The organism is Kribbella sp. DT2, from assembly GCF_049844575.1.
Taxonomy (GTDB): Bacteria; Actinomycetota; Actinomycetes; order Propionibacteriales; family Kribbellaceae; genus Kribbella.
Genome location: NZ_JBNCLH010000004.1, coordinates 573,566 through 594,598 on the forward strand (window position 1 = coordinate 573,566; position 21,033 = coordinate 594,598).

The window sequence follows — 21,033 nt, forward strand, 5'->3', positions numbered from 1 at the left end:
CGCTCAGCGCGCGTCGTCACGCCGGTCAGAGATCGCCGACCGCGCGCATCCGCGCCGCGTCGCGTTGGGCGGACTGCACGTACTGGCCGACGATCTCGTTGCCACGGGCACCGAGCCCGCCGACGGCGCCGCCGGTGGCGTCCGACGCCTGCTGAATCGGGTCCTTCGCCGGGTTGTAGGCTTCGCGGAATCCCTTGCTCAGCGTGTCGAAGCCGGTGTTCGCCTCCAGTTCGCCGGTCCGGATCGCGGTGCTGAGCACGGTCCAGCGATTGCCGAAGGCGGTTCCGGCCTGCTGCAGCCGGCGCATCGCCGCGCGGGCCTCCGTGGGCAGCATGTCGATGTCGCCGGCGCCACCGAAGTTGATCGGGCCTTCGCTCATGACAGTCCTCCTCGACGAGCCTTGCGCAGTTCGGCGTCCAGTGGTGCGAAGGCCAGGTCCGACGGCTCACTCAGGCCGCCGGGCAGCAGCGACGACAACTGACCGGCCGCCGTCGCCTGCGCCTCGCCGACTGCCTTGTTGATGACGTCCCGGACGGCCTCGGCCAAGGCCGTGGCATCCACGGTCCGGTAGATCCTCGCGTCGAGGACGAGTTCCCGCACCTCGCCGTACAGGCCGACAGTGGCCTCGATCAGGCCGTCCGGGGACTGTGCCGTCCCCTCGGTGTCGTTGCTGATCGACCGGTACTCCCGCAGCTTGCGGTCGGCCTCCTCCAGCTGGCCGAGCAATGACTGCCCGGCCGTTCGGTCGTCGCGAGACACCATGCCGCCTCCTCGGTCGCTGATCTCCGCCGACTATCCCCGGCCGAGCAGGCCGTGGACGGTGGCTGACCGCTTCCGGCCATCGGCTCCGGGTGACTCGGGCGTTCGAGGACCATCGAAGGGTGAAGAAGAGGTGGCGCGTTCCGGTCCTGCTGATGTCGGCGATCGCCCTGTCGGCCGGCCCGGCGGTCCTGCCCGCCTCGGCGCAACCACCCCGCGGAGCCTGCAACAACCCCGAACCCGGCCGGCCGGCCGAGCGACTGTTGCCCTGGGCCCAGGAAGTGCTGATGCCCCAGCGCGCCTGGCCGTTCAGCACCGGCAGCGGGGTGACCGTCGCCGTGGTGGACTCCGGTGTCGACGCCGACCACCCTCAGCTTCGCCGGTCCGGCAAGGTCCTGCGGGGTCGCGACTTCTACCTGGCCGGATCGCTGCCGGGGAACTACGACTGTGTCTCCCACGGGACCGGAGTGGCCAGCATCATCGCGGCCGACCGGGTCCCCGGCATCGGTTTCCAGGGCGTTGCCCCCGGCGCCCGGATCCTTCCGGTCCGGGTGAGCGATCGGGAGGTCGGACAGACCGGACAGGCCCAGCTGATCGACCCGCAGATTCTTGCCCGCGGCATCCGGTACGCCGTCGACCAGGGCGCGCGGGTGATGAACCTGTCGATGGCGGGCGACCAGGACCAGGCGCCGGTCCGGGCGGCGGTCGCGTACGCCGTCGCGAAGGACGTCGTCGTGGTCGCTGCCGTCGGCAACCGCCAGGGCAACGCGCCCGGCGTCCTGCCCTCCTATCCCGCCCAGTACCCAGGGGTGCTCGGAGTGGGTGCGATCGACAACGGCGGCGCCCGGATGTCGGCCTCGCAGTACGGTCCGTACGTCGACCTGATGGCGCCGGGAGGTTCGGTGCTGGCAGCCACCCGCCGGACGGGTCACGCCTACTCCGACGGCACCAGTTTCGCCGCCCCCTTCGTCGCCGGCAGCGCCGCGCTGGTGAGGGCGGCGTACCCGAAGATGACCGCGCCGCAGGTGATCCAGCGGCTCAAGGCGACCGCTACTCCGGCGCGCGGCGGCGTGGACAGCCTCCAGTACGGCGCCGGCATCGTCGACCCCTACCGTGCGGTGACCGAGGCGATGATCGGTACGGCGGCCCGCGAACTGGCACCGATGCAGGAGGCGCCGCCGGACCACGAGGCACTCGCCGTGGCGGCCTGGTGGCGGACGACCGGTTCCGAGGCGCGCTGGATGACCGGCCTGGCGGCCGGCGGCACCGGCGTGATCGTCGTGGTCAGCGCGCTGCTGATCGCCGGTCACCGCCGGCGCTGGACCGCCGGTCGATCGGACATCGTCCGCCGGCGGCAGGACCCGGAGGCCGAACTGCCTCCCGAGCGGCTGTTCGCTCGCGCCGACTGAGACCACCGAACCCGAGCCGGGCCCGAGGACCAGGAGATTCCCTGTCCCGGGCCCGGCCCCCCCGTTCGGTCCGCTCTCCGGCTGGTCGCACACGGAAAGCCCCGACCGGAACATCCGGCCGAGGCCTTCGCCGTCCGGGGACTACAGGCTGGCTGCGATCCCCCGGCAGGTGGCCAGCGTGCTGGCACCGTCCGCGGAGCACTGGCTCCAGGCGGTGGACTGACGCTGCGAGTGGTCCGCGGCCTCCAGAGTTCCGTTCACCTCCTGATGGGTCACCGAGAAGTGCTGGTCCGACGCGCTGTCCATCCACTCGCTGCTGGCGAGGTTCTGCGCCGCGCGCAGCTCGTCCTCGGCCATCATCGTGCGGTCCGTCGAGATGCCCCGCAGGGCCTGCGACGACATGTCCATGCCGCCGAACTGCTGGTAGATCTCCGGCATCGAGAGACTCCTTCCTGTGTGAGGTTCGCCGGTCAGGCGAGCAGCGCGCCGACGCTGTTCGCCGTCTGGACGTTGTTCGAGATGTTGTTGTCGTACTGCGAGCTGATGTTCGAGACACCGGCGGACCGGTTCTCCACCCGCGCGTGGTGCGGACGGACACCGCCCTGCCAGCCGTCACCGACCGCCGCGGCGGCGGTGTAGCCCGGTCCGCGCCACGAGCCGTTCAGGTCCATCGTGGTCGAGGCCGCCCGGGTCGCGTTACCGGTCAGGTCCTGCCCGTACGCGCCGGTCCGGCTGGCGTGCTGGGCCATGCTCTCGGTGAAACCCTGGATGAAGTCGCTCATCCCCTGCTCCTTCCTGGTGGTGGTAGGTCTACGCCAACGTAGGGAGCACCGGCCCCGCCCCGGTGCCGACGGCACCTTCCTGCCACCGGGGGCCGGCCTCCTGCTGGGCGCGTGATGATCGGAGCGGATCGGATCGAACCGGTGGAGGTTGACGATGGCGACAGTGGTGGTCCGCCGCCCGATGCGGCGCCCGGCGCCCGAACTGCCCGGCGGCGAATTGTTGCTGGAGGCACCACCCGAGGTCCCGGAGCCGGCCGGGCGGCAGTGGGCGCAGATGCTGATGGTGCTGCCGATGGTGGCGATGATGGGCGCGATGATGCTGATGTTCTCCGGCAGCATCGCCAGCAGCCTGCGGTACGTGATCTTCGGGTTGTTCGGCCTGGCGATGATCGGGATGATCGTGCTCTCCGTGTTCTCCCGCGGCAGCGGTGCGGGCAAGGTCGAGATGGGACAGGCCCGGCGGACCTACCTGCGCCATCTGGCCCAGCAGCGGTTGCGCCTCGGCCGCTCGGTCGGTCAGCAGCGCGAGGCCCTGCACTACCTGCATCCCGATCCGGCGTCGCTGTGGGCGGTGGCCGGCAGCTACCGGTTGTGGGAGCGCCGCCGGGACGACGCGGACTTCGGCGTCACCCGGATCGGCATCGGCAAGCAGGGACCGGCGACCACGATCGTCCCGCCGGACACCCAGCCGCTGGAACGGCTCGAGCCGTTGTCGGCCCTGGCTCTGCGCCGGTTCGTTTCGACGTACGCGGCGGTGTCGAACCTGCCGCTGGCGATCGCGGTGACCGGATTCGCGCGGATCTATCTGCCGGGCGACGAGGACCGGTCGCAGTCCATGGCGCGGGCCATGGTCGCGCAGCTGGCCTGCCTGCACGCCCCGGACAACCTGCGGATCGCGATCTGCGCGAGCGCCGACCGCAGGGACGACTGGGACTGGGCCAAGTGGCTGCCGCACGTCCTGCACCCCGAGCGGAACGACGCACTGGGACCGATCCGGTTGATCGCTCCGTCGATCACCGCGCTCGAAGCGATGCTCGACGACCTGCTGACGAACCGCCCCCGGTTCGACCCCGACGCCGCCAGTGCCGTCAGCGGACCGCACCTGGTGGTCGTTCTCGACGGTGGGGACGCGGACGGTTCCGATCATCTGCTGGTGGGCCCCGGGCTGGAAGGCGTGACGGTCGTCGACCTGACCTTCCCGCCGCCGCGCGCGATCGACACCAGCGCCATCAGTCTCGATCTCGAGGCCGACGGCACCCTGCACGCGGAGACGATGGACGGCGCGGAGCGGATCGGACAGGCCGACACCCTGGACCTGGTCACCGCCGAGGGCCTGGCCCGGCAGCTCGCTCCGCTGCGGCTCACCGCCGGTGTGCACGGCGAGCAGCCGCTCAGCGCCGACCTCGGGCTGGCCGAGCTGCTCGAGCTCGGCGACCCGTTCGACTTCGACCCCGAGGACACCTGGCTGCCCCGGCCGAGTCGCGACCGGCTGCGGGTCCGGTTCGGTCTGCGCTCGGACGGGCAGCCGATCGAGCTGGATCTCAAGGAGTCCGCGCAGGAAGGGATGGGGCCGCACGGCCTGCTGATCGGCGCCACCGGTTCGGGCAAGAGCGAGCTGCTGCGCACGCTGGTCCTGGCGCTGGCGATCACCCACCCGCCTCGCTCGCTGAACTTCGCGCTGGTCGACTTCAAGGGCGGTGCGACCTTCACCCGGCTGGACAAGCTGCCGCACACCAGCGCGGTGATCACCAACCTGGCCGAGGAGTTGCACCTGGTCGACCGGATGGCCGACGCCATCAACGGCGAGCTGCTCCGCCGCCAGGAGCTTTTACGGGCCGCAGGCAACTTCTCGTCGCTGCGTGACTACGAGAAGGCCCGGGCCGCGGGAGCGCCGCTGGAGGAAGTCCCCACGCTGCTGGTCATCTGTGACGAGTTCAGCGAGCTGCTCACCGCCCGGCCCGACTTCATCGACATGTTCGTGCAGATCGGCCGGGTCGGCCGTTCGCTCGGCGTGCACCTGCTGCTCGCCAGCCAGCGGCTGGAGGAGGGCCGCCTGCGCGGTCTGGAGACGCATCTGTCGTTCCGGATCGGCCTGCGGACCTTCTCCGACATCGACAGCCGAACGGTGCTCGGCGTGAACGACGCCTTCCACCTGCCGCGGGCACCGGGTCACGGGTTCCTCCGGGTGGGGACCGAGCAGATGGACCGCTTCCGCTCGGCGTACGTGTCCGGTGTTCACCGGCGTCCGGTGCCCGGCGCGCTGCCGTCGATGGGTGACCGGCCCGTCGAACTGCTCGACTACTCCAGCGGTTACGTCGCGCCGGTCGTCGAGGAGGAGCAGGACGAGAAGCAGCCCGACCCGGACGGTGTCTTTGACGAGTCGGTCGGCGAGAGCCTGATGGACGTCCTGGTCGACCGGTTCGAGGGCAAGGGCACGCCGGCGCACCAGATCTGGCTGGCGCCGCTCGACAAGGCGCCCGCGCTCGGCACGGTCCTGCCCACCGGGCCGACGGACTTCCCCATCGGCAGGTTCCAGCCGGGCCGGCTGCAGACCGTCGCCGGCATCGTGGACCGCCCGCTCGAGCAGCGGCGTGACCCGCTGCTGCTCGACCTGTCCGCCGGCGGCGGGCACGTCGCGGTGGCCGGCTCGGTGCAGAGCGGCAAGAGCACCACCCTGGTCACCCTGATCACCGGCCTCGCCCTGACCCACTCACCGCGCGACGTGCAGTTCTACTGCCTCGACTTCGGTGGTGGCGTGCTGACCGGCGTCCGCGACCTGCCGCACGTCGGCTCGGTGGCCGGACGTCAGGACGTCAACGCCGTACGGCGGAGTGTGATCGAGGTGCTCGGCATCGTGGCCGAACGGGAGAAGACGTTCGCCCAGCTCGGCATCGACAGCATGGAGACCTACCGGGAGCGCCGCCGGCAGGGCGAGCTCGCCGATCTTCCGTACGGCGACGTGTTCCTGGTGGTCGACGGGTGGGCGACGATCCGCAACGACTTCGAGGACCTGGAGCAGCTGCTCGCCGACATCGCGACCCGCGGGCTGGCGTACGGCGTGCACCTGATGGTGAGCGTGGCGCGCTGGTTCGACCTGCGGACCAACGTTCGCGACCTGTGCGGCACCAAGCTGGAGCTGCGGATCGGTGACCCCATCGACTCGATGGTGGACCGGCGGGCAGCCGCGCTGGTGCCGGAGCGAGCGCCGGGGCGCGGCATCATGACCGGCCGGCACCAGTTCATCACTGCCGCACCACGGCTGTCCGAGCCGCAGGGCGAGGAGCGCGTGTCGGTCGGCCTGGCCGAACTGGTCCGGACCGTGTCGGAGGCCTGGCCGGGGCAGGCGGCGCCGGAGGTCAGGCTGCTGCCGCCCGACGTACCGTACGAGGCCGGAAACGGAGCGAGCTCGCGGGAGGCCGGGCTGGCGATCGCCGTGGCCGAGCGGAGTCTCCAGCCGGTGCTCCTCGACCCGAACGCCAACCCGACGTTCATCCTGCTCGGCGACACCGGGTCGGGCAAGACCGGGTTCCTGCGCACGCTGTGCCGGCGGATCTCGGAGACCTACACCCCCGCGGAGGCGTGTGTGCTGGTCATCGATCACCGCCGCAGCATGCTCGGGTCGGTCGAGGGCCCCAACTTGCTGGGCTACGGCACCGGCCACCAGGTCACCGAGAACCTGATCCAGCGGCTGGTCCAGATCCTGGAGGAGCGGCTGCCCGGGCCGGACATCACCCCGCAGCAACTCCGGGACCGCTCCTGGTGGCAGGGGCCGGACGTGTTCGTCCTGATCGACGACTACGACATGGTCGCCACCGGCGACGGACACCCGTTGATGCCGTTGCTGCCCTACATCCCGCAGGCCGCCGACATCGGGTTGCGGATCTACGCGGCCCGGCGGACCGGCGGCGCGATGCGCGGCCTGTTCGAACCGGTGCTGGCCAAGATCCGCGCGGTCGGGTCGCCCGGACTGCAGCTGTCCGGCAGCCGCGACGAGGGCATCCTGCTCGGCGGCCTGCGCGCCCAGCCGCTGCCACCCGGCCGGGGCTTCCTGGTCAACCGGCAGGGCGACAGTCAGCTCATCCAGCTGACCCATCCCCCGGCGGACGACCAGGAGCAGTGACGCCGGTTTCGCCGGCACGGTCGCCCGGCCGTGCTACTCACCCCAAGGAGATTCGATGAGCGAAGAAAGAATCCATGTCAAGGACACGGCGGCCTTCAACAGATTCACGACCGGGATGGACGCCACCGCCCAGGCGTTCGGGACCAGCGTGGCCGAGGCGGGAGTCCGGTCCACGTACGAGCCGCCGGCCGGCGGGATGGCCGAAGGCGTCACGTTCCTCGGCAAGGAGCGCCAGGCGCGGGACCATCTCGCGCAGTTCATGACCAAGACCATGGACGGGATGGTCGGCTACCGGAAGGCGGTCGGCGCGATCGGTGAGCAGTACGACGGCACGATCAACCGTCAGGTCGGGATCATGAACCCGCTCCTCGAGGTGAACAACAAGCCGGTTCCCAACAACCCGGTGTTCGGTCCGAGCGGCGTGTAAGGAGGAGTGATGGCGGACTACCTAGCAGCAGTGAACGCGGCCCAGAACCTCGCAACCGTCAAGCCGGCCGTCCAGGAACTGATCCGGACCGCCCTGGCCGAGCGCAGCCTCGCCGGACCGCTGACCACGTCGAAGGACATGTGGAACCAGGCCGGCATCGGGACCATCGACGCCATGGGCAGCATGCGCACCGTCTCCGGTGAACTGCTCGACCAGTGGCTGAGCCCGGCGGACTCGGGTCTGTTCCGGTCGGCGGCCGAACGGTCGGCCACCTCGCTGGCCGACGCCGCGGGCAAGATGGGCGACGGAGGTTCCACCGCGCGTCCGGGTGGAGCCCCGGCGCAGCACGGCGGTGGGGCGAACCCCAGGTCCGCCGGCGGTGTCGCCAGTCAACTGACGCCGGTGATCGAGTACATCGGCAGGGTGGCGCAACAGGCCGACACGGTCAAGCCACAGGTGGACGGCTACTTCACCGAGATCGAGAGCTTCTTGAACGGGGGCGGAGCACTCACCCCCGCGCAGGAGCAGGAAGCGGTCCGGGCCGTCCAGCAGCTGGTCGCCCCCCTCGGGCAGGACATGAACTTGCTGGCGACCATCTACACCACGACCGGCGATCAGATCGTCAACACCGCCGGCAGCATGAAGTGGGACGGGCCGGGAGCCGACAACAGCCTCGGTGGACCCGGCGGCCCGGCCAGTCCGTCTGCCGCTGGGACGCCGGCAGGGCCTGCCGGTGGACCGGGCGGCCCGGCCGGTGGACCAGGTGGTCCCGCCGGCGGTCCTGCTGATGCACCTGCCGGTGGACCGGGTGGCCCCGCTGGCGGACCGGGCGGTCCTGCCGGTGGACCAGGCGGTCCTGCTGGTGGACCAGGTGGCCCTGCCGGTGGACCAGGTGGCCCCGCTGGCGGACCAGGTGGTCCGGCCGGCGGTGGGCCTGGTGGCACCGAGCTCTCCAGGCTGTCGCCTGGAGGGGTGCCGATGCCTCCCGGCGGCGGTCCGGGGCTCCCGACGCCGCCGCTACCGCCCAACGGTGGGCTGCCGTTGCCGCCCAACGGCGGGCTGCCGTTGCCGCCGACCGGGCTGCCTCCCCTCCAGCCGATCGGTTCCGGCACCAACGGTTCGGGCTCGCTGAACAACCGGCCTCCCAGGCCGCCGGGCGGGCCGCTGCCGCCAGTGGGCAAGGGCGGTCTGGGCACCATCGGCACCGGTGGTCTCGGCAGCAGCGGAATCAACGGCACCGGTGGAGGTGGCGGGCTCGGTAACCTTCGCGGCGGTGGTGGCGCCGGTGAGCTCGGGCTCGGCAAGGCCGGAGGCGATGTCCGTGGCGATCAGATGATCCCTCGGGCGGGCGAGCAGTCGGTCGCCCCCAACCAGGCCGGCGCGGGCCGGGCTCCGACGCCGCCGGGCTCCTCGTTCGGTACGGCGGCAGGCGGCGCCGCGGCGGGTGCGGGCGGCGGTACGCCCCCGATGATGCCGCCGATGGCCGGCGGTGGAGCCGGTGCCGGCGGCAACAGTCGTGGTGGCAAACCGGGGACCGGCGCGATCCGGCCGGTGAACCGCAAGCGGAAGGGCCAGGACGACGACACGCCGGGCGTGCCGGTCGGGCTGCGCGGCAAGGCGGGCCGGGAGCTGCCCGGTGCGTTCCCGGTGATGCCGATGAACAACCGGCGGCGTAAGGACGAGCGCGACAAGCCGGTCGACACCATCGAACTCCTCGACGAGGAGCTGTGGAAGGTCCAGGAGGCCGAAGCGGTCGAGACGAAGAAGCGCGTCGGCCGGCTGGCCACCTGAGCCGCACGGCAACCGGCCCGGACATCAACCGATGCCCGGGCCGGTTCCTACTCCCGCACCCATCGCGACTTGATGGGTCGAACAGCGAGCGAGCGCCGTGAAGACTCAGGTGTAGGGGTTGTGCAGGGCCGAACTGGTCACACACTTCACGTTGCCGAGCGCTGCTGTGTAGACGCACACCTTGAGACTCAACGATTTGATTCGCTGGCCGCCGCCCAGGCCGAGCTTGACCGTCGGGAACTGGGTACCGTCCGCGCCGCAGCCGTTGGTGTCCGAGTAGTACGGGGAGATGTTCACCCGGCTTCCGTCGGTGCGGGTCGCGACCACGACGGCCCGCACCGGGCGGTTGTCACCGGGACAGATGTCGCGAACTTTGAGGTACCGCACCGTGACCTTGGACCGACCGGTGAAGTTGAGGTCCGCGCTGGCCTCCCCACCACTGCCGGTGGGGTTCGGGTAGTACACGCGAGCGTAGACCGAGCCGCTGGCAGCCTGTGCCGGACTTGCCACCAACAACCCGCTCAGCACCGCTGCGACTCCTACCAGTGCCCCCAGTGCACGTGCCTTCATTGGTCCTCCGAGAGAGATCTCCCGAGCAGGCTTGCGCCCACCCGCTGAATGTCTCGCGACGGTACGAGTTGTCGCCGAGGTGTCTCTGCCCGTACCGCACCCGTACCCCGAGGTCGCGCGCGCCGTGGCTCCGAGCGCGGCTGTAGCAGCAATCGGCGGATGGCCGGGTCGTGGAGATCAGCGGACCGGGCGGACCGCTGCGGCTGGGTCCAGGCCGCTGCCCTGGGGGATGCGTGCTACCAGCTGGGCGGGGATGCGGACGGGCAGGACGCCCTGGTAGCCGAGAGGCTCCAGCAGGGCCGGGTCGGCCAGCGGGTAGGTGCGGCCGAGGTCGGTGATCACCGAGACGGTACCGGCCGTGGCCTGGTCCGAGGGCATGGCTTCGACGACCGCGGCCGCTCCGGGCTCGACCAGGATGCGGTCGGCCAGAGCGGTCCCGAGTTTGCCGCGCTTGACGGTCACGGCGGCGGCGTCGCGGACCGGCATCGCGGCGTCGATCGACACGGCCGGCACCGTCTCGCCGGGCTGGTAGGTGGCGCAGACCGTTCCCTGTCCGTTGCGTGGGGCAACGAATTCGGGCCGGGACCGGGGAGCTTGTCCCGCGTCGGCGCGGGTGGACGGCGACTCGGCGCGGCTCAGCGAGAGCAGGTCGATCGCGATGGCGCTCGGCGCCTTGCCGCCGTACGCCGCGGTGACCGGCCGGTAGGCGCGCTGGATGTCGTACTGCAGCGCGGTGATCGGCCGGAGCTTGTCCTTCAGCGCCACGTAGTGCTGCTTGGCACCGCTGGCCGTCGTCACCACGAACAGCTGCCCGATCCGGGTCCCACCGCGTTCCTGGACCGCGTACGACGCCTGCCCGGTGCCCGGGATCGCGATCGGCGCGATCGGTTCCCCGTCCGGCAGGCCGGCGACGAAGGCGGACCCGACGCGGGCCCACGGCTCCGAACCGAGCGCCAGGCCGACCGTGGTGGTGTCGGACTTCTGGATCCGGTGCCGGTAGCCCTTCCAGATCAGGTACTGGTCGCGGGTCTCCATCACCTCCACCAGCATCGCGGTGTCCAGCATCGCCTGGTCCCGTGCGGGCCCGGACCCGATCATCAGCACCGACTCGCTGGTCGCCGCACCGCTGGGGTCCAGGGCCGGCTCGGAGCACAGCGTCCAGCCCCCGGTGAGCAGCCGCTTGCGGTCCGGCAACGCGTCCGGAGCGTCCTCGATCCCGATCAGCGGTCCCCGGGGAGCCTTGGCCAGCGAGCGGCGGGAAACCCGGCGGACCTCGCCGTACTTGCCTAGGGCAAGCAAAGCGGAGGTGTAGTTGGTGACGGGATGCAGATGCCCGTCGACGTAGACGAACCGGGTCCCGGTCTCCTTCTCCACGACGACCACGTCGCCCTTGGCGTAGGCCTTGCTGCCACCGGGCGACACCATGCCGTAGACCCCGGCCACCACCAGCGCAAGGACCAGGATCGCGGCACTGCCGAAGGCCGCGGCGAGCGGTCGCTTGAACGGCGGCTGCTCGGGGTCGGTCTCCCGGGTGACCAGGGCCGACACCATCCGCTGGACGGAGAACTGGTGGGACTGGAGCTGGTCCTTCCTGGTCGCCATCTCAGCCTCCCCAGCCCCGGACCACGCCGTACAGGCCGAGCACCGCCGCGGCGACCGGGACGAGCGCCAGGATCACCAGGAGCTCGGCGATCTCCGCGTAGCGGCTCAGGTACGGGCTCGGCCGGTGGTTGCTGTAGCGCAGTCCGAAGAAGATCGCCAGCACCGCCAGCACCAGGACGGCGGGCATGACCACGGCGACCGGGTCGGTGAGGCGGCGGGTCAACGGGCCCAGGATCAGGCCGGCAGCGCCGATCACGCCCGGGACCAGCATCAGCAGCCGTTGTTTCACGACCGGGTACAACCGGGTCCGCAGGAACGCCCCGGCGCTGAGCAGGCAGGCGAGGATCGTCGCGGACCGGGTGTCGGCCATCACCAGCAGCACTTCGCAGATCGACAGCACGACCATCAGGCCGACCAGCATTCCGGTCAGCAGGCCGTCGGCCCGGACCACCGCGCCGTACACCTGCTTGCGCGGCGGCAGCGGGTCGTCGCGAACCAGATCCGCGGTGGTGCGCGGCAGGATGGGCATCGGTAACCGGCCGAGCCGTAGTCCGAGCGACCCGAGCAACGGAGAGAACCCCAGCAGGACGGCTCCCACGATGGCCGCGACGTCAGGACCGTCCAGGCTGTCGGAGGTGCCGATCCACCCACCGAGGACTCCCAGTACACCGACACTGACTGCACCGACGAACAGCACCGCGCCGTCCACGACACCGAGGTAGCAGGCCGCACCCGCGAGCATCAACGTGGCGCTGCCGGCCAGCAGCTGCGGGGCTCCGATCGCCGGCCAACCGGCCGCGCCGGCCAGCAGCAGAGCCCCACCCACTGCCGCGCAGGGCAGTCCGATGCCGCCGACCATCGCGCCGGCTCCGGAATCGCCGACCACCCGGGCCAGGACGACGGCGCCGCCGACGACCAGCAGGGCGGTGATCAGCAACCAGCCCGCCGGCTCCTGCCAGGGTGACCCGAGCCGCAGGATCGCAACCATGACGATCAGCAGTGCGGTGGCCGCGCAGACCAGCCCGGCGATCCTCGTGTGCCAGGGCGACCAGACGGCGCCGAGCCGGCCGGAGCCGGAGGCGACCGCGTCGACCAGGTCGTCGTACTCGAGCTCCGGCCACTCCAGCCGGCGGGGCACCAGGTGCAGGATCTCGCCGTCACGGATCCGGTGCGAACCGAGGCTGCGGCCGAGGGTGAGCTCAGTGCCGTCGGCGCGGCGCAGCACCCAGCCGCCTCCCGGCGCCCCTTCGTCGGCGAGGTGCTCGCCGGCCTTGGACAGGACACCGGGCAGCACCTCGGCCACCGACGACTGCTCGGGCAGCGCGAGATCGAGCCGGCGCTGCGGGGCGGCGATGGTGATGCGGAGAAGTCCGGTGATGTTCATGGCAACCTTCCGTGGTCCGCTTCGCTTCCACTGCACACTGTCGGCGTACGGCGGCCGCGGCGGGCGCTGCTGACCTCTTGCGGCCACTCCCTCCGGGCAGCGGGCCCGGCTGGCTACGGTCAGTCGAACCAGCCGATGCAGGAGGAGGACGCCCGTGGAGCCGTTGCTGATGCCCGTCGGGCACGACGTAGGTGTGCTCCACGACGCCGGGGGCGGCCGGCGCCAGCAGATCCGTGCGGGGACGAACCTGGTCGAGCTGTCCGATCCCGAGTACGTCGTCTGGCTGCTGGCCCACGGCACCGGTGGCGAGGACCGCCCGAGCCGCTCGTCGGTCGCCGCCGGCGCTGAGCGGCTGGAGCTGAGCGCTGCCGACGCGACCGCGGTCGCCGATCAGCTGGTCTCGGTCGGCCTGCTCGCCGAGGTGGACCCCGAGGCCGGGCCTGCCGTCGACTTCGCCCAGCGGCACCAATTGGTACCGCTGCTGATGGGACTCGGTCCGGACCAGGAGCAGAGCAGTCTGCAGACCATCGGCCTGCTCGGGCAGCCGATCGCCCAGGTGTCCGGTGCCGTCTACGACGTGTGGTCGTGGGCGCACCTGACACCGCATCTGTGGATCGCCTGCCAGGACGCAGCCGAGGTGGCCCGCCGGGTCGGGGTGACGGCGCCGGAGGAGACCGAGGCGCGCGAGGTGCTCACCGGGATCCTCCGGTCGGTGCACGGACTGCTGTGCGTTCGCGCGGCGTACCTCGACCGGAGAGGCGTGGCCTGATGAGTACGACGATCTTCCCGGTCGGCCACTACACCGGACTGCGCGCGGCCGCGGACGGACCACCGCAGCACTCGGTCCGGATCGGCTGGCAGCAGCACCGGCTGGAGGAGGACGTATTCGGTACGTGGGTGCTCGCCCACGGTCTGCGGGAGACCGGCAGGGACAAGTGGACCGAGGCCGACGTGCTGGGCCAGGCGGAGCAGGCCGGGATCGCCGGCGCGGCGGGCCACCTCCAGCAGCTGGCCGGTCTGGGACTGGCCGCGAGCCCGGACGACGGCGAGCAGTTCGCGCGAGGCCACCGGCTGGGGATCATGTTCGTCGGTCTGGGGAACAGTCCGGAGCGGCCGGACGAGTTCGCGGTGGGCCTGCCCGGACTGGGCACCGCGGCGGTGCTCGACACCCGCAGCTACGAGCTGTGGCAGTGGGGATCGATCGCGCCGACGCTGTGGGACGCCGGCGAGCTGCTGTCGGCGCCCGAGGTGCTCGGAGACCTGCGGTACCTGCTGGCGAACGGCTGTGCCTACCTGGATGTCGCTGCGGCGACCTGAGGCAGGTGCGAGGATGACTGTGATGGCCGAGATCCCGCTGGAAGCACTGGTGCCGCGGGCGAGCGGTCCGGTGGCCGGTGTGTTCCTGCTCGCCCCGGCCGTCGCCGGTGGCCGGACGATGGTGCTGAAGGTCTACCCGCAGCCGCTCGACCGGCGGACCTACAACGCCGTCGAGGTCGAGCAGGCGAAGCTGGCCGGCCTGCGGTCGTCGCGGTCGATCGTGCTGGTGCAGGGGCTCGACGACCTGCCGGACGGGCGGACCGGGCTGCGGATGGAGTTCTGCCCGCAGGGCCTGCGTGAGCTGGTCGCCGGTGGGCCGCTGCCGATCGGCGATGTGGTCGTCCTGGGGCAGATCCTCGCGTCGGTGCTGGCCGAGGCGCACGACATCGGGCTCGTGCACGGCGGCGTCACGCCCAGCAACGTGCTGGAGCGGGCCAGCGGGCAGCCCGCGCTGAGCGACTTCGGGCTGGCACTGCGGCTGCGGTTCCCGCGCGACCTGATGGGCGACGCGGCGTACACGGCACCCGAGGTGCTGCGGGACGGCGAGCTGTCCGAGCAGGCGGACGTGTACGGCCTCGGTGCGACGCTCTACCTCGCGCTGGCCGGGCACTCGCCTTTCCCTGTGCGGCCCGGTGAGACACCGGACGACGTCGTTCTGCGGGTGCTGCGTGAACCCGTACCTGCTGTGTCGGGCCGCGACGTGCCGCCCGGGCTGACCGCGTTGCTGGACCGGATGATGGCCAAGGAGCCGGACGACCGGCCGACCGCGGCGGAGGCGGTCCACGAGTTCGAGGTCCTGCTGCTGAACCCGCAGGAGCCTGGTGCGGACGACCTGGACTTCGACGACTTCCGGGACGAGCTGGCGTCCGCGCGCGTCGCGGAGGTCCCGCAGGTCGCGGCCGTCGCACAGGCCCGGCCTCCCAAACCTGAACGGAACAAGGGCTGGCGGCCCTCCAAGGGCTTGCTGATCGGTGCGGGCGTTGCTGCCTCACTGGCCGCCGTACTGGTCGTCATGCTGCTGCCGAAGGACGACCCGCAGAGCACGCCGCCTCCGGTGGTGACCCGGACGCAGTCGGCGCCCCCGGTGACGCCGTCGGTGACCCCCGCTGTCCGGCTGGAGCTCAAGCCACCCAAGGACAACGGCACCTCGGTCGAGCTGCAGTGGACGAGCTCCAAGCCGCTCACCTACGCGCTGAACATGGCCGAGCAGGGCGGCAAGGACGCCCAGACCACCTACCGTGGCACCGGCACCTCGATGACCGTGCGCGTGAGCCCCGGACTGCTGTACTGCTTCGAGGTCCAGGGCACCGACGGTACGGCGATCTACATCAGCGATCCGCAGCCACTACGCGGCGCAACCTGTCGCCGCCGCTGAGCCGGAACAGGCTCCGCAGCTCGAGGGCCGCCTGCAGACGGTCTGCCAACGGCCGGGACCGCAGTCCACGCCGTACCTCCCGTACGCCGGCCCAGGCCTCCCGGCTGACCTCCGGTCCGACCTGACCACCGGACCACAGCGCCTGGTCGACGCTGTTCGCGACGACAGCCAGTCCGGCCGAGGCGCGCTCGTCGGCGACGTCCTCAGCGGCCAGCGCCAGGTCCCGCACGGTCATGCCCGAGGTCACCGCCACCCCGTGCGCGCGCAGCCGGTCACGGGCCTCGGCCCACGCACCGACCACGGCAGCGTTGCCCGGTCGGCGCTTGCGGCGTACGGCTCGCAGTGTCTTCAGCAGCGGTACACCGAGCAGCCAAAGCAGCAGCAGAGCGCCCGAGCCGATGAAGATCCCGAGCGCCGGTACGTCGGGCCGGGGCCAGCCGGCACTCTTGTGAGACGACTCCGAAGGCGGTGCGACCTCCGGGTCCTGGATCTCGTTCACCGGCGGCACCTCCCGGCGCGCCTGGTCAGTCACGTCGGTGTCACTGCCCGGTACGACGGACTTACCGGACGCGGCCTGACCGGACGGGTCCAGCGGCCACCAGCCGACGCCGTCCACAGCCACCTCGGGCCAGGCCAGCGCGTCGCCGTTGTGGACCGTGTACCAGCCGTCCGCGTCGGCGGTCGTTGGAGCGCGGAAGCCGACCACCAGCCGGGCAGGGATGCCGTTCACCCGCGCCAGCGCGACGTACCCGGCGGCGAACTGCTCGCTGGTCCCCGGCTCGTCGTCGAGCAGGAACCGGCGCAGCTGCGGCCAGCTGTGCCCGGTCGGCAGCGGGTCGGTCGACGCGAGCTTGTACCGCTTGCGCATGTAGCTCTCCAGCGCGAGCGCGGTCGCGAAGGTCGCGCGCCGGCCGGCCAGCGCGTCGGTGGCCAGCGCGGCGACCTCGTTCGGCACAGCGCCCAGGTCGCCCAGCCCGCCAGGAGCATCGGCGTCGATGCCCGAGGCCAGCAGGAGCTTGGCGTCCACCTTCGGCTTCGCCCAGGTCAGCTCGTAGCGGTCCGGCATCTCGCCGGTCAGCAGCGTGCCACCGATCGGCTCGATCTGCGGCTCGATCACGCCGCGCAAGGACGACGGCAGCAGCTGACCGGGCAGCCAGGGCCCGCGCAGCTCCTTCACCTCGACCTCGGCGTGCTGCGGCTCGGTCTGCACCCGCACCTCGGGTCCAGGGGGCAGCTCGGACCCCAGCCGCAGGATGGGGTGGTCGGTGGTCCAGTTGGCGCCGTCGAAGGAGTTCAGCACAACCTGTCGCCACCGCCCGACCGGACTGGGCGCCTGGTAGCGAAACACGACGGTGTCCTTGCTCCGTCGGTCGAGTCGCCCGGCCAGCTCGTCCAGCGGGCTCGCCTGCCGGGTCGCGGGAGCCGCAACGCTCTGCGCCTGCTGCAGCGTGTACGGCGTCCGCTCGAATGGGTCAGCAGCGCCAACGGCCAGCGCGCCGACCACTGCCAGCACGGTGACGATGGCGCCGGTGATCAGCGGCGTCACGGATCGCTGAGGCTTGCGCGCCGCATCCGGGACGAGTAGAGCGGCAATGACAGCGCCGAACGCCAGAGCCACCAGGACGGCGGCGAATCCGCTCAGCGCGATGTAGGCCTGGGCGATGCCGGCCACGGCGAGACCGGGGAGCACCCCGACCAGCGGCGGCGTACGGTCCAGCAGCTCGACGACGAGCAGTGCGGCGAGCAGCACGAGCAGCGGGATGAACACCACCAGGTCCGGGTCCGGCCGGGCGGGCCAGGTCGACTCCAGCGTCAGCTGCCAGGCCGTGAGCCCGCGGCCGAGCGCGCGGATGGTCTCGGCGGTCGGCAGCCCTGCGAGCGTCGTACTGCGGAGCACTGTCTCGATGGTGGCGAGCAGACCGGCTACGAGGACCAGGAGAGGGCGCCAGGTCAGCAGGGTCGGCCGGTAGCGGCACAGCTCGGTGACTGCGTAGACGGCCAAGCAGACAACGAGAACTGGCAGGAGCAGGGAGGTCAGTCCGAAGACCGGGCCGAAGCACAGGCCTCCGACGGCGACGGCCGCCAGCGCAGCGGCTGTCCTGCGACGCGTGCTCACCCGATCACCCCACTCCACTGGGTCAGGGCCTCGCCCGCGTCGGCCGCGAGGATCACTCGGGCGCCATGGATCGGCGCGACGCCGTGCGCCGGGCCGAGGCCCAGCACGGTCACCGAGCCGTAGCGGACCAGCAGCGGCGCCAGGTCGCTCGCCGTACCGTGGGCGCCGGTCACCACGACGATGGCGCCGCCACTCGACGCTCCGGTGGTCAGGGACCGCGGCAGGAGACCTGCGCGCTCGTCACTCTGCTGGACCATGCACAGCTCGTCCAGGAACTGCCGGGAAGCCAGTGCTCCACCAGGTGCGGCCAGGTCGGTTCCGGCCGAGGTGAGCAGCCGGCAGCGGTGGCCGGCCATCGAGGCCGCGAACAGGATCGACGCGGCGACCTCGACCGCTTCCTCGAAGGTTGCCTCAGGCAAAGGTTCGGTGCGGGTGTCGAGCAGGACGGTCAGGCGGGGCTGGTCGGGGTCGACGTAGTCGCGGACCATCAGTTGACCGGTCCGCGCGCTCGCCTTCCAGTGCAGGTGCCGGACCTCGTCGCCGACGACGTACGGGCGGACGTCGCGCAGGTCCGCGGAGCCGCGCAGCGAGTCGTCGGCGGTCCGGCCGATGTGGTGGTGCCTCGGCCGCCCGGCCACGACCGTGCGGGTCGGGTGGCGCTTCGGGTGCACCCAGAGCACGGCGGTCTCGCCCGTGGCCTGGCGGTTGCGGGCCAGGCCGAGCGGGTCGGTGCGTTCCAGGGTCAGCGGGCCGACCTGGATCCGGCCGCGTCGCGAGGTCGGCAGCTCGTACCTGTACGTCGCCTCGCTGTCCGGCCCGAGTCGCCGGATCGGCACCTGGCGGCGCTCCGGCCCGGCCGAGTCGTGCGCCGCGAACGACGGCTGCCAGCGCGTTCCGGCGTTCCGCACCCGGAGCGTGGCCAGCGCCGGCCGGCCGCGCTCGACGCGGTCGGGCGAGAGGTCGCGGTGCACGGACACCTGCGGGCGTCGTACGGTCAGAATGGTTGCCGCCAGCAACGCGCCGAGGCCGATGCCGCCGAGCGCGCGGAAGAAGGTGTAGCCGGCCAGCTCCCCCAGCCCGTAGGCCAGCAGGGAGGAGACCAGCACGGCGACACCACGCCCGGTCGGACGCATCAGCCGCTCCAGGTGATGGTGTTGGACTTGAGCGTCGCACCGTCGTGGGACGCGGAGACGTAGACGTCCGCGCCGACGTCGTCGTGGTAGAACTTGTTGACGGTGATGGTGCCATCGGCCCCCACCGTCAGCGGGTCACCACCATCGTGCAGGTCATCGTAGTTGGTGGTGTGACCGTTGAAGAGGTAGGTCGCCCCAGGCTCCAGGTTGCGGGCCACGATGTGGATGTAGTGGCAGTACTGCGGTCTGCAGTTGCCGTCCGGGTTCTCCGTGTACGCAGGGCCCTGGCTGATCGTGATCGCTCCAGCGGGTGAGCCCGCCGTCGCCGTGACGGTCGCCGGGGCACCGACCACCGTGCCGCGACCCGGAACGCTGGTCACCGCCCGGACCTGGAAGGTGTAGCGCTTGCCGTTGCTCAGACCGGTCCAGCGGTAGCTGGTCGTCGTCGAGCTCTCCGGGTCGCCGTTCAAGGTGATGCCGTAGCCGGTCAGCGAGCCGCCGTTGAGGTTCGGGCGCCGCCAGGTCAGCGTGATCGCTCCGGAGGACCCGGTCGCGCGCAGGGCGACCGGCGGGTCGGCCGGGCCGCCGAGGGTGATCCCGGCGGCGGAGACGCCCGGGCCGCTGCCGACGCGGTTCCTGGCGCGGACGGTGAACGTGTACGACTGCCCGTTGGTCAGACCGGGGACCACCAGCCGGCGTGCGGACGCCGTCGCGGTCCGGCTGCCGCCTGCCCACGACACGACGTACGCCGTGACCGGTGCGCCGTTGGCGGCGGCCGCACCCCAGGTGACCGTCGCCGTACCGTCTCCTGCTGACGCTGCGACATTGCCGGGGGCACCTGGCTTGCCGGCCCTCACCGTCGGCCTCGGCGGCGGCGGGGTCGGCTTGCGGGTCACGGGAGGCTCCGGCGGCTGCGGGGGCTCGGGCTTGCGCGTGATGGGCGGCACGACCGGCCGCTTGGTGTTCACAGGTGGCACCGGACGCCGGGAGCTCGGCTGGACCGGCGGCGGCGCGACCGGCTTCTCGACAGTCTTCGGCGGGACCTGCGGCCGGACCGGCGGCAGGCTCGGCGTGTCCGGGGTCGGTTTCGGCTGCTGGCCCTTGCGCTTGACCGGTCCGGAGGTCTCCACCTCGGTGACGTCGCCGTTGTTGTCGACGACCAGGACGTGCTCACCGGCCAGGCTGTCGACGTACAGGCGGGAGTCGTCGCCACGGATCAGGCCGGGCCGCTCGCCCGCCTTCACCTTGGCCAGCTTCGATGGCGCCGGGATCGGCCGCCGCCGCTCCTGCCCGCCACGACTGTCCAGCGTGACCAGGCTCTGGTCGGCGGAGTCCACCAGCGCCAGCGTCTCGCCCGACGACGCGATCTGGTCGTACCGGCCCGGCTTGAGCTGCTTCACCACCGGCTCAGCAGCCGGTCGGCCACTGGTCAGCTCGGCGGTGTCGACCAGCTGCAGCGTGTTCTTGGTGACGATCGCGATCCGTCCGTCGACGTCGTTGGACGCGACGATCGAGCTCTGGCCCAGGTCGAGCCTGGCCAGCGAGACCGCGCGGCCGAGGCCGTCGTTGCTGACCATCTGCATCTGCCGTGCGGTCGTGTCGACGAAGACCGGCTGCTTCCCGACCAGCGTCAGCGCGCCGCTGTGCCCGGCCGGGATCCTCGCCGTACAAGCGATCCGGGCGCTGGAGACCGGCAGTTGGCAGAGCTGGCCCGTGTTCCAGCGGTGCAGCCAGACCGTGCCCTCCGGCGTGACGACCGGCTGGCCGACCGGGCCCTCCGTCGAGACCACCTTCGGGTTCTCGCCGAACCGCTGAACCTGTCCGGCCTGCCGGTACACCGCGTACGCCGAACCAGCCGCCGTCAGCGTCACCGGCCGCTCCAGCGCCGGCGCCGGGATCGGGTCGGCGACCCGCAGGTCGGACTTGCCGAAGCCGATGATCGACCCGTCCGCCAGGACGTAGCCGTCCTTGTCCGTCTCGACCACCTGGGCACCCGGCGCGGCCCCGGGGACCTTCACCTCGGCCTCGACGCTCTTCGTGCCACCGTCGATCTTGAACACCTTGCCGAGCGTGCTGTTGTAGACCAGGTGACCGGACTGGGTGAAGCGCATCCCGCTCAGGTCCGCGCCGGCACCGGTGACGGCGATCGTCGTGACGGCCATGCAGCCCGCCACGACAGCGGCGAGCGCCATCCGTGCTCGCACCTCCGGGCGGACTTTGCGCATGCTTGTTCTCCCCGTTCGACTCT

General features: G+C 71.6%; 17 protein-coding genes. 7 read left to right on the top strand and 10 right to left on the bottom strand.

What is annotated here, in order from left to right; genetic code table 11:
* Positions 1–25: 25 nt before the first annotated feature.
* Positions 26–379 carry a hypothetical protein gene (locus tag ACLQ2O_RS20775; protein ID WP_425833778.1) on the bottom strand — a complete coding sequence of 118 codons (354 nt, stop codon included), beginning with the start codon at positions 377–379 and terminating at the stop codon, positions 26–28.
* Positions 376–762, bottom strand: coding sequence for a YbaB/EbfC family nucleoid-associated protein (locus ACLQ2O_RS20780; RefSeq protein WP_425833780.1), 387 nt, complete (start codon positions 760–762; stop codon positions 376–378). The genes ACLQ2O_RS20775 and ACLQ2O_RS20780 overlap by 4 nt, the downstream gene beginning before the upstream one ends.
* Before the next feature lie 119 nt (positions 763–881).
* Between ACLQ2O_RS20780 and mycP the strand changes: the two genes are divergently transcribed.
* Positions 882–2,168 carry a type VII secretion-associated serine protease mycosin gene (mycP, locus tag ACLQ2O_RS20785; RefSeq protein ID WP_425833782.1) on the top strand — a complete coding sequence of 429 codons (1,287 nt, stop codon included), beginning with the start codon at positions 882–884 and terminating at the stop codon, positions 2,166–2,168.
* A 141-nt stretch (positions 2,169–2,309) separates the two neighbouring features.
* Here mycP and ACLQ2O_RS20790 read toward each other — a convergent pair whose 3' ends face one another.
* Positions 2,310–2,606, bottom strand: a complete 297-nt coding sequence (locus tag ACLQ2O_RS20790; RefSeq protein WP_184802229.1) for a hypothetical protein — start codon at positions 2,604–2,606, stop codon at positions 2,310–2,312.
* 32 nt (positions 2,607–2,638) lie between these two features.
* The gene (locus tag ACLQ2O_RS20795; protein WP_184802227.1) at positions 2,639–2,950 is read right to left on the bottom strand and encodes a hypothetical protein; all 312 of its coding nucleotides are present in this window, start codon (positions 2,948–2,950) and stop codon (positions 2,639–2,641) included.
* A gap of 154 nt (positions 2,951–3,104) precedes the next feature.
* On the opposite strand from ACLQ2O_RS20795, the gene eccCa reads away from it, so the two are divergent.
* The 3 genes from eccCa to ACLQ2O_RS20810 are packed head-to-tail and all read left to right on the top strand — an operon-like array spanning position 3,105 to position 9,288.
* The gene (gene eccCa, locus ACLQ2O_RS20800; protein ID WP_425833785.1) at positions 3,105–7,070 is read left to right on the top strand and encodes a type VII secretion protein EccCa; all 3,966 of its coding nucleotides are present in this window, start codon (positions 3,105–3,107) and stop codon (positions 7,068–7,070) included.
* 55 nt (positions 7,071–7,125) lie between these two features.
* Positions 7,126–7,497 carry a hypothetical protein gene (locus tag ACLQ2O_RS20805; protein WP_425833787.1) on the top strand — a complete coding sequence of 124 codons (372 nt, stop codon included), beginning with the start codon at positions 7,126–7,128 and terminating at the stop codon, positions 7,495–7,497.
* A gap of 9 nt (positions 7,498–7,506) precedes the next feature.
* Positions 7,507–9,288: a hypothetical protein gene (locus ACLQ2O_RS20810; protein WP_425833789.1), complete on the top strand. Its 1,782-nt coding sequence runs from the start codon at positions 7,507–7,509 to the stop codon at positions 9,286–9,288.
* A gap of 105 nt (positions 9,289–9,393) precedes the next feature.
* Here ACLQ2O_RS20810 and ACLQ2O_RS20815 read toward each other — a convergent pair whose 3' ends face one another.
* The 3 genes from ACLQ2O_RS20815 to eccD form a co-directional block, all read right to left on the bottom strand.
* On the bottom strand, positions 9,394–9,858 hold the full coding sequence (locus ACLQ2O_RS20815; protein WP_425833790.1) for a hypothetical protein: 465 nt from the start codon (positions 9,856–9,858) through the stop codon (positions 9,394–9,396).
* A 177-nt stretch (positions 9,859–10,035) separates the two neighbouring features.
* Positions 10,036–11,460 (bottom strand): type VII secretion protein EccB, encoded by a 1,425-nt coding sequence (gene eccB / locus ACLQ2O_RS20820; RefSeq protein ID WP_425833792.1) that lies wholly within the window; start codon positions 11,458–11,460, stop codon positions 10,036–10,038.
* Between the two features lies 1 nt (position 11,461).
* Entirely contained in the window at positions 11,462–12,844 is a 1,383-nt protein-coding gene (gene eccD / locus ACLQ2O_RS20825) for a type VII secretion integral membrane protein EccD (RefSeq protein WP_425833794.1), read from the bottom strand.
* A 154-nt stretch (positions 12,845–12,998) separates the two neighbouring features.
* Between eccD and ACLQ2O_RS20830 the strand changes: the two genes are divergently transcribed.
* The 3 genes from ACLQ2O_RS20830 to ACLQ2O_RS20840 are packed head-to-tail and all read left to right on the top strand — an operon-like array spanning position 12,999 to position 15,536.
* Positions 12,999–13,613 (top strand): hypothetical protein, encoded by a 615-nt coding sequence (locus ACLQ2O_RS20830; RefSeq protein ID WP_425833796.1) that lies wholly within the window; start codon positions 12,999–13,001, stop codon positions 13,611–13,613.
* Entirely contained in the window at positions 13,613–14,161 is a 549-nt protein-coding gene (locus ACLQ2O_RS20835; protein WP_425833798.1) for a hypothetical protein, read from the top strand. The genes ACLQ2O_RS20830 and ACLQ2O_RS20835 overlap by 1 nt, the downstream gene beginning before the upstream one ends.
* Before the next feature lie 13 nt (positions 14,162–14,174).
* A complete protein-coding gene (locus tag ACLQ2O_RS20840; protein ID WP_425833800.1) occupies positions 14,175–15,536 on the top strand; it encodes a protein kinase domain-containing protein in 1,362 nt (453 codons plus the stop codon).
* Here ACLQ2O_RS20840 and ACLQ2O_RS20845 read toward each other — a convergent pair.
* From ACLQ2O_RS20845 to ACLQ2O_RS20855, 3 genes are read right to left on the bottom strand one after another with little or no spacing between them, the layout of a single operon-like run.
* Complete coding sequence (locus ACLQ2O_RS20845) at positions 15,490–17,652, bottom strand: transglutaminaseTgpA domain-containing protein (RefSeq protein WP_425833802.1); 2,163 nt, start codon at positions 17,650–17,652, stop codon at positions 15,490–15,492. The genes ACLQ2O_RS20840 and ACLQ2O_RS20845 overlap by 47 nt on opposite strands.
* On the bottom strand, positions 17,649–18,785 hold the full coding sequence (locus ACLQ2O_RS20850; RefSeq protein ID WP_425833804.1) for a DUF58 domain-containing protein: 1,137 nt from the start codon (positions 18,783–18,785) through the stop codon (positions 17,649–17,651). The genes ACLQ2O_RS20845 and ACLQ2O_RS20850 overlap by 4 nt, the downstream gene beginning before the upstream one ends.
* Complete coding sequence (locus ACLQ2O_RS20855) at positions 18,785–21,010, bottom strand: fibronectin type III domain-containing protein (protein WP_425833806.1); 2,226 nt, start codon at positions 21,008–21,010, stop codon at positions 18,785–18,787. Before ACLQ2O_RS20855 ends, ACLQ2O_RS20850 begins: the two co-directional genes overlap by 1 nt.
* Positions 21,011–21,033: the final 23 nt, after the last annotated feature.

What these genes read in the sequence shown, in the direction of transcription:
- ACLQ2O_RS20775 (WP_425833778.1), bottom strand. Translation starts at nt 379, where the DNA reads ATGAGCGAAGGCCCGATCAACTTCGGTGGCGCCGGCGACATCGACATG.
- ACLQ2O_RS20780 (WP_425833780.1), bottom strand. Translation starts at nt 762, where the DNA reads ATGGTGTCTCGCGACGACCGAACGGCCGGGCAGTCATTGCTCGGCCAG.
- ACLQ2O_RS20790 (WP_184802229.1), bottom strand. Translation starts at nt 2,606, where the DNA reads ATGCCGGAGATCTACCAGCAGTTCGGCGGCATGGACATGTCGTCGCAG.
- ACLQ2O_RS20795 (WP_184802227.1), bottom strand. Translation starts at nt 2,950, where the DNA reads ATGAGCGACTTCATCCAGGGTTTCACCGAGAGCATGGCCCAGCACGCC.
- eccCa (WP_425833785.1), top strand. Translation starts at nt 3,105, where the DNA reads ATGGCGACAGTGGTGGTCCGCCGCCCGATGCGGCGCCCGGCGCCCGAA.
- ACLQ2O_RS20805 (WP_425833787.1), top strand. Translation starts at nt 7,126, where the DNA reads ATGAGCGAAGAAAGAATCCATGTCAAGGACACGGCGGCCTTCAACAGA.
- ACLQ2O_RS20810 (WP_425833789.1), top strand. Translation starts at nt 7,507, where the DNA reads ATGGCGGACTACCTAGCAGCAGTGAACGCGGCCCAGAACCTCGCAACC.
- ACLQ2O_RS20815 (WP_425833790.1), bottom strand. Translation starts at nt 9,858, where the DNA reads ATGAAGGCACGTGCACTGGGGGCACTGGTAGGAGTCGCAGCGGTGCTG.
- eccB (WP_425833792.1), bottom strand. Translation starts at nt 11,460, where the DNA reads ATGGCGACCAGGAAGGACCAGCTCCAGTCCCACCAGTTCTCCGTCCAG.
- eccD (WP_425833794.1), bottom strand. Translation starts at nt 12,844, where the DNA reads ATGAACATCACCGGACTTCTCCGCATCACCATCGCCGCCCCGCAGCGC.
- ACLQ2O_RS20835 (WP_425833798.1), top strand. Translation starts at nt 13,613, where the DNA reads ATGAGTACGACGATCTTCCCGGTCGGCCACTACACCGGACTGCGCGCG.
- ACLQ2O_RS20840 (WP_425833800.1), top strand. Translation starts at nt 14,175, where the DNA reads ATGACTGTGATGGCCGAGATCCCGCTGGAAGCACTGGTGCCGCGGGCG.
- ACLQ2O_RS20850 (WP_425833804.1), bottom strand. Translation starts at nt 18,785, where the DNA reads ATGCGTCCGACCGGGCGTGGTGTCGCCGTGCTGGTCTCCTCCCTGCTG.
- ACLQ2O_RS20855 (WP_425833806.1), bottom strand. Translation starts at nt 21,010, where the DNA reads ATGCGCAAAGTCCGCCCGGAGGTGCGAGCACGGATGGCGCTCGCCGCT.